A 5,530-nucleotide genomic window follows, 5' to 3' on the forward strand; every position below is an offset into this window, starting at 1 on the left:
TCTTCAATAAACTTTAAAATCTTTTCTGAAGCCATGATTAAAAATCTCCTTTTATTTTATAATTAAGTTAGATGCGGCAGTTGTAAACTGCCAGTATTAAAATTAAGCTGCGTCTTCGGACTTGCTGTCTGCAACAGCCTTGAGAATAGCAGCCAGACCCTGGATAGGACCCTGCAGTGAGCCGACCAGCTGTGCCAGAAGAACATCCTTTGACGGGATTTTTGAAAGAGCAACAACACCCTTTTCATCATAAATTTCACCGTCAACCATACCGGCTTTAAGGTTAAATTTACCTTCCAGTTCAGAAGCATACTTACCCAGAACTCTTGCCGGAGCAGTCTGATCTTCACTTGAAACAGCTATAGCAGTTGTTCCTTCAAGAACATCATCAAGACCCTCGATACCTGCATTTTTGAATGCAAAACGCAGAAGAGAATTCTTTTCTACAGAATACTTAACATTTTCTGCACGAAGATCACGTCTGAGCTTTGTATCTTCTTCAACTGTGATGCCCTTGTAGTCAACGATTACGAATGAAACCGCATTTTTCAGTGTTTCAGTAAGCTGTTCAACTTTAGCTTTCTTAGTTTCCAAAACCTTTTCGCTTGGCATTATAGTTTCACCTCCGATTATTTGTATAACCGTATCAAAAGAATAATGCAAAAACCCTTTTCCAGAGGAAAAGGGCATAAATAATCAAAATTATATTTAATGCACATTCCTCGGCTGGACTTACGGCTTACGCCGCCAACTGTCTTAAGAATACGATTGTGTTTTAACAACTCGCATATTATATCATATATTTTTATAAATGTCAAGTATTTTTTAAAAAAATCTGATTGATAATTTATGAAGAAATTATCAGATATAAAATATGTCTGATATTATAGTACGATATTTTTTCATGATATTAACTAAGATAACAAAAAAACCCGTAATAACGGGTTTTCAAGTATATAAACTGGTGAGATATGAGAGATTTGAACTCTCGACCCTACGCTTAAAAGGCGTATGCTCTGCCAACTGAGCTAATATCTCAACAACATGATAAATTATATCATACTAAAAGAGAAATGTCAATACTTTTTTTGAAATTTTTTGAAAAAAATTTTTTCTCTGCGTTAAACAGTAAAATATCCGGAATATGGCAACATTTCCGGATATTTTTGTTATTATTTATTATATAAATTTTTTTCAATTAAGTCAATGTTTGCATCAAAGTCAACTTCAAGAACAGACTGACCGTCGATATCTGAACTCCAGTATGTATCTTCTGCTGGTATTCGCATCTGTTCGATATCATAGCCTGCTAAAAGCACAGGCAGTCTGAGTGACAGCAGATACATATTTAATTTGCTCATGTTTGTGGTCAGAGAGGGTAATGCCTCTCCGGCTACAGAGCCTAGTTTTAAAGGATTTATCGTTGCTGCATTTTTTAAAATGCCGCTTAAAACTTTTCTCTGACGTTCAGTTCTCTCAAAGTCAGCATTTCCGACCTTTCTTAAACGTGAGTAGCAAAGAGCCTGTTTACCGTTCAGATTGTATGTTCCTGCACCGTTTAAATAATCCGATTCATCCGGCTGACCAAACATACTGATTCCCTCATTGCTGTCTAACAGAACATTTATAGCATCGGCTTCACTGTCATTAACTTCAATTTCCACTCCGCCTACTGCATCAACAATATTTGCAAAGGAAATAAAATTAATAGTTACATAATCATCAATTTCAATATAAAAATTTTCTTCTATTGTATCCATAAGAAGTTCAGGACCGCCGTATGAATAAGCAGCATTAAGTTTACAGCCACCATATCCCGGAACCTGAACATATGTATCACGCATAAATGACACCATATTCATTTTATTGGTTTTGCTGTTGATTGAGAGTAAGATCATTGAGTCTGAACGCCCTCTGTCTTCTCCTCTGGAGTCTGTACCAATCAGCAGAATATTTTTTACATTTGAGGATTCATATAGAGAATGACTGGCTGTAATTCGCTCACCGGTTTCTTCTACATTTATTTTATTTATCAGAAATAAAGCAATGATCGAATAAATAATAAATATAACTAATAATATACCGATAAGAGAAAATAATACTTTTGAAAGACATCCTCTTTTTCTGACTTTTTTTGTTTTAACAACCTGCCTCGAACCAGTATTTCGTCCGGCAGAATTAGTATTGCGATTTCTTGTGTTGGGGGGATTTCCATTACTGCCTGATGCCTGACGCCTTTTATTTTGATTGGATGCCGGGTGCTGACCTGATGGTCTTTTTTGATTGGCATTCTGTTGTGGTCTTGGTCGGTTTTGAACGTTACCGTTTGAGTTGTTAGCGGTCTGCTGACGCTGTCGGTTTTGCTGCCCTTGCTGCGGATTCTGAGGATGCGGACGTTGTCCCTGAGGGTACTGTCCATAAGAATTTTGCCCTTGAGGATACTGTCCCTGAGGGTACTGTCCATAAGGATTTTGCCCCTGAGGGTACTGTCCCTGAGGGTACTGTCCATAAGGATTTTGCCCCTGAGGGTACTGTCCATAAGGATTTTGCCCCTGAGGATACTGTCCCTGAGGGTATTGCCCGTAAGGATACTGTCCCTGAGGATACTGTCCATAAGGGTTCTGTCCCTGTGGATACTGCCCATAAGGATTTTGGCCCTGAGGGTATTGTTCCCGTGGGTAATTTTCCTGAGGCGGACGAGTTCTTTTTTGTCTGTTTCTTTGTGCCTCCGGAGGCACAGTAAAAGCAAGGGTATCTTTTGCATAAGAGTCCTTGTCATTTTTATTGTTTCCGGACATTTTGCTACCTCCAAATTATATATATCTTTACATGATAAAAGGCAATATAATTGCTCCTGCAGTAAGTACTGCGGCAATAATTAATATACAAATTCTGAAAAATATACTTTTATTATTATTCATAATATGTTAATATGCCTCCATAACCGGGAAATCAATGAAATAATTTACAGTGAGATAAATTCATCCTTTATTCATTAATGACCTTAATCTATACTTTATAATTTTATCACATAATTCGATAAAAGGCAATAAAAATTTACAGGAATATTTTATATTGTTTTATCTGTATGAATATCTGCTTTTTGATATACCAAAAACAAATTTAATAAAAATTTATTTTTCAGCATTAAGTTTATAAAATTTTCATTTTTTGCATGAAATAAAATATCATAAATATCTCATAATATTAATGCAGCAAAAAATAAAAAAGGAGCATCGGCAATGGTAAAACGTGTTTACTGCGGCAAAAAAACCAAAATTTACATTCCTAAAACTGTTAATCCTCAGATTATCTCTTACAAACCCTGTTACAATGATATTTCCAATCAGGAAAATATTGCTGAAACAGAATTGGGCGTTAATAGTGAAGAAACATCGAAACGGCGATAATACGCCGTTTACATACCTTTAATTTTTCCGGCTATAGTAAATATCAGAAATACAATTACATTCACAATAACAATACTTGCGCCGGGTGCAGTATTGAACAGAAGTGAAACGCATAAACCTATAAGGAAGCTGAAAACTGAAACGAATCCGGAACATATAACAACGCTCCTGAAGCTTTTGCATACACGCATTGAAGTTATTGCTGGAAAAATAATCAGACTGGATATCAGCAGCGATCCCATCATCATCATACCAAGTACTATTGTTATTGCAGTAAGAACAGCAATAAGCATTTTATAAAAGTTTATTTTAATACCAGTAGCCTTTGAAAAATTTTCATCAAATGTAACAGCAAATATTTTGTGATAGAATAATATAAATATTATGATTACCATTGCTGAAAGTACTACACTTAAAATTACATCATTTGTATCCATTGCCAGAATACTGCCGAACATATAATGACTTACATCATTCATAAGTCCTGCCTTTGATGATACCAGTATTCCCAAAGCAAGTGCCGTTGTAGAAAATACGGCGATAGCAGAATCACCTTTAAGTTTATTGCTGTCTCCCAGTCTGAGAAGAATTATTGCAGCAATAATAACAACCGGAAGGGCAAATTTTAACGGAGCAAAATTCATAACAGCAGCAACACACAGTGCACCGTAGCCGACATGAGATAGACCATCACCTATCATAGAGTATCGTTTAAGCACAAGGCTTACTCCAAGCAGAGCAGAGCAGAGGGTAACGGCTATTCCGCCTATTAATGCAGGAAGAATTATATATTTAATAAATTCAGGTGTCATTATTAATTTAATATTTTCTAACATATTTTAATTCAGTGCCTCCGATAAATTATTATAATTTTGTGTCATCAGATCAACATATGTGACATTGTTTTTGATATCTTCCTTTGAAATATTGTGACAGGAATGAAGAAGTTCAGTTTTTACACCTGTTGCAGATGAAATTTTATCAGCAATAATCTGACTTGAAAATTCAATGTAAAATATGACAGGAACATTTTCGTTTTTTACAGTGTTAATTAAAAGAGAGATTGTTTTGGGTGCTGCTTCATTTTCTGAACTGCATCCGGAAAACGCTGCATGGCATTCCAGACCGTAATCATTTGCAAAATATCTGAAAGGGAAGCGGTCACCAAAAATTACTGTTTTTCTTTTTGAATTTTTTATCATATCTTCAAACTTATTATCAAGTTCAGTAATTTGAGATTCATAATTTTTAGTATTTTCATTATATATATTGCTGTTACTACTATCAATGCTGCATATTTCATTATTAATAACATTTAAGAGAGTAACAGAATTTTTAAGTGATGTAAATATATGTTCGTCATATTCTTCCTCATCCTCATCTTCATGATGATGGTGTTCATGTTCATCATGATTATGTTCTTCGGGCAGTGGTTCTACAAAATCCATAAGGCGCAGAGAATTTATATTTTCATTGCCGTATGAACTCAAAACTTTATCAACCCATACTTCGGATTCTCCGCCTGTATAAATAAAAAGATCCGAATGCTGTATTTTTGCAATATCGTTTGGCGTTGGTTCATATGTATGACTTTCTGAACCAGGAGTTAACAGCAGAGTTACCTCAGCATTTCCGCCTGTTATCTGCTTTACGAAATCATACTGTGGAAAAATAGTTGTTACAATCTGAAGTTTTTCGCTGTGTTGTGAATAACTGCATGATGTAAGCAAAAAAATAAGAGCTGATGACAATATTATTGATAAGATTTTATTTTTCACAATTTTTACACCTTCCATATAAAACAGTTCTGGAGCTGTCCACTTTAAATCCATGATGTTTTAATATATGTTCATCAAGAGACTGCATATAGGAACAGTCGATATGATAAAGTGCACCGCATTCAATACATTTCAAATGAAAATGTTCCTGACATTCATTATTATCTTCAATGTACTGATAGCATGCACCGACTTTATCATCAAGAATATATTTTCTTATTATACCTTTGTTTACAAGCTTGTCAAGATATCTGTAAACAGTTGCACTTCCGATACCTTTTCCGTTACCATTAAGATAGTTAATAATATCCGCAGCAGTAAGATGCTTATCTTTATTGTTAA

Annotated in this window: 6 protein-coding genes, 1 tRNA gene and 1 other annotated feature; of the genes, 1 reads left to right on the forward strand and 6 read right to left on the reverse strand. The window is 35.0% G+C overall.

Annotated features, from left to right (window positions below; genetic code table 11):
* Positions 1-102: 102 nt before the first annotated feature.
* The 3 genes from rplJ to ACI4WO_RS09265 all read right to left on the reverse strand — a co-directional run bounded on the left by rplJ (position 103) and on the right by ACI4WO_RS09265 (position 2,798).
* The gene (gene rplJ, locus ACI4WO_RS09255) at positions 103-663 is read right to left on the reverse strand and encodes a 50S ribosomal protein L10 (RefSeq protein ID WP_439807276.1); all 561 of its coding nucleotides are present in this window, start codon (positions 661-663) and stop codon (positions 103-105) included.
* Positions 651-779 (reverse strand) — a sequence feature (ribosomal protein L10 leader region). It overlaps the preceding gene by 13 nt.
* A 183-nt stretch (positions 780-962) precedes the next feature.
* A tRNA-Lys gene (locus ACI4WO_RS09260) sits at positions 963-1,038 on the reverse strand.
* A 134-nt stretch (positions 1,039-1,172) separates the two neighbouring features.
* On the reverse strand, positions 1,173-2,798 hold the full coding sequence (locus ACI4WO_RS09265; RefSeq protein WP_439807277.1) for an LCP family glycopolymer transferase: 1,626 nt from the start codon (positions 2,796-2,798) through the stop codon (positions 1,173-1,175).
* A 444-nt stretch (positions 2,799-3,242) separates the two neighbouring features.
* On the opposite strand from ACI4WO_RS09265, the gene ACI4WO_RS09270 reads away from it, so the two are divergent.
* Positions 3,243-3,410, forward strand: a complete 168-nt coding sequence (locus ACI4WO_RS09270) for a hypothetical protein (RefSeq protein WP_439807278.1) — start codon at positions 3,243-3,245, stop codon at positions 3,408-3,410.
* 8 nt (positions 3,411-3,418) lie between these two features.
* On the opposite strand, the gene ACI4WO_RS09275 is transcribed toward ACI4WO_RS09270, so the two are convergent.
* The 3 genes from ACI4WO_RS09275 to ACI4WO_RS09285 all read right to left on the reverse strand — a co-directional run.
* Positions 3,419-4,246 (reverse strand): metal ABC transporter permease, encoded by an 828-nt coding sequence (locus tag ACI4WO_RS09275; RefSeq protein ID WP_439807279.1) that lies wholly within the window; start codon positions 4,244-4,246, stop codon positions 3,419-3,421.
* Positions 4,247-4,249: 3 nt separating this feature from the next.
* On the reverse strand, positions 4,250-5,188 hold the full coding sequence (locus ACI4WO_RS09280; protein WP_439807280.1) for a metal ABC transporter substrate-binding protein: 939 nt from the start codon (positions 5,186-5,188) through the stop codon (positions 4,250-4,252).
* A partial coding sequence (locus tag ACI4WO_RS09285; protein ID WP_439807281.1) for a Fur family transcriptional regulator occupies positions 5,178-5,530 on the reverse strand: 353 nt, incomplete at its 5' end. The genes ACI4WO_RS09285 and ACI4WO_RS09280, both read right to left, overlap by 11 nt.

Source organism: Porcipelethomonas sp. (assembly GCF_051893655.1).
Taxonomy (GTDB): Bacteria; Bacillota; Clostridia; order Oscillospirales; family Ruminococcaceae; genus Porcipelethomonas.

What these genes read in the sequence shown, in the direction of transcription:
- ACI4WO_RS09265 (WP_439807277.1), bottom strand. Translation starts at nt 2,798, where the DNA reads ATGTCCGGAAACAATAAAAATGACAAGGACTCTTATGCAAAAGATACC.
- ACI4WO_RS09270 (WP_439807278.1), top strand. Translation starts at nt 3,243, where the DNA reads ATGGTAAAACGTGTTTACTGCGGCAAAAAAACCAAAATTTACATTCCT.
- ACI4WO_RS09275 (WP_439807279.1), bottom strand. Translation starts at nt 4,246, where the DNA reads ATGTTAGAAAATATTAAATTAATAATGACACCTGAATTTATTAAATAT.